At 30.1% G+C, this 1,143-nt stretch carries 1 protein-coding gene; it reads left to right on the top strand.

The annotated features are described in order from the left end of the window. Window positions 1–212 precede the first annotated feature (212 nt). Complete coding sequence (locus tag HHU12_RS34035; RefSeq protein ID WP_169661166.1) at window positions 213–974, top strand: hypothetical protein; 762 nt, start codon at window positions 213–215, stop codon at window positions 972–974. The last annotated feature ends 169 nt before the right edge of the window (window positions 975–1,143 follow it).

The following is a 1,143-nucleotide window of genomic DNA, read 5'->3' as shown; positions in this document are numbered from 1 at the left end:
GAATTGCATGTTATATTTGAGTCAGACTTGTAATAGATTTTTTGTTGGAACTCAAATTTATGCAAGTTAAAACCCCGAAAAAAGCCTAATTCGACATTTTTCGGGGTCTTTTTTACATTTTATAACAAGTAAATAACTCATTGTTAGTAGATTAAGTATTTACCAGGGTTCCCTAACTAACCTATTACGGATAAAAGAAAATAAAAGCAACTATGAAATTATTAATTAATATATCTTTGAGTACACTTTTTATCATATTTTCGATAAGTTGTGATCAGCAATCTCAGAACCAGAAAAAGGATATACAGAGTTCAAATCAAAAAACTCAGAACATACAAAAGAAATCTCAGATCCCTCTTCAACAACCTCATATAAATGCAGAACAAGCTAAGTTGCTTGAGAGGATATTTTTTTACGATCCTATTACCAAGTATCCCTATTGTTTTCAAACAAAAAAAGATTTTAACTATGAAGCATGGATTCACAACGAAATCTCTTATAAAGCTGTACATGCTTTTATTGATTCCGTTATGTTAGAAGAAAATAGGAGATTATTTAAAGCAATAGATTCGCTAAATCGTGTAATATTTGAAATTGAGAAATATGGAGCTTTAGGAACTATTTATGATGAGCTTTATTGGAATGATGAAGATGGAAGGTATCGTGCTGTTGGAAATTACTATAGCCGAAATGAGTATTTTTCTGGTTGGGATAAATTTAATATTTTAACCTATGTAAAAAGTTATGATCAACCTAATAATCAAGATTACTCACCATTTTATATGGCTTCACATAACAAATACACAGGTGATATGATCGATCGTCTTGAATTCGATTTTGAAGGTACATACAATGCCATAAGAGACGGAAGAGGGACACTTGTAGTGTATAAAGATTCTATTATCCATCAACTGGATGGAAATACTAGAAAGTACCTAATCACTGATGAAGGGAAGTTTGAAGAGGTGAAGTAATGAAAACTAAAATTGATATAAAAACAAAGCAACTATGAAAAAATTACGAATTACAATATCATGCATATTCACATTGATGTGCCTTAATAGCTGTTTTTTCCTGAGTTCCTCGTAATGAATGTTAATCATTTATAACTTTCATGTATTCTGTGTTTTACGTAAAATTATT

It is taken from the genome of Flammeovirga aprica JL-4 (assembly GCF_012844305.1).
GTDB classification, from domain to species: domain Bacteria; phylum Bacteroidota; class Bacteroidia; order Cytophagales; family Flammeovirgaceae; genus Flammeovirga; species Flammeovirga aprica.
Note: the sequence above shows the minus strand (reverse complement) of the source record. Positions and strands in the feature narration are given on the sequence as shown.

What these genes read in the sequence shown, in the direction of transcription:
- HHU12_RS34035 (WP_169661166.1), top strand. Translation starts at nt 213, where the DNA reads ATGAAATTATTAATTAATATATCTTTGAGTACACTTTTTATCATATTT.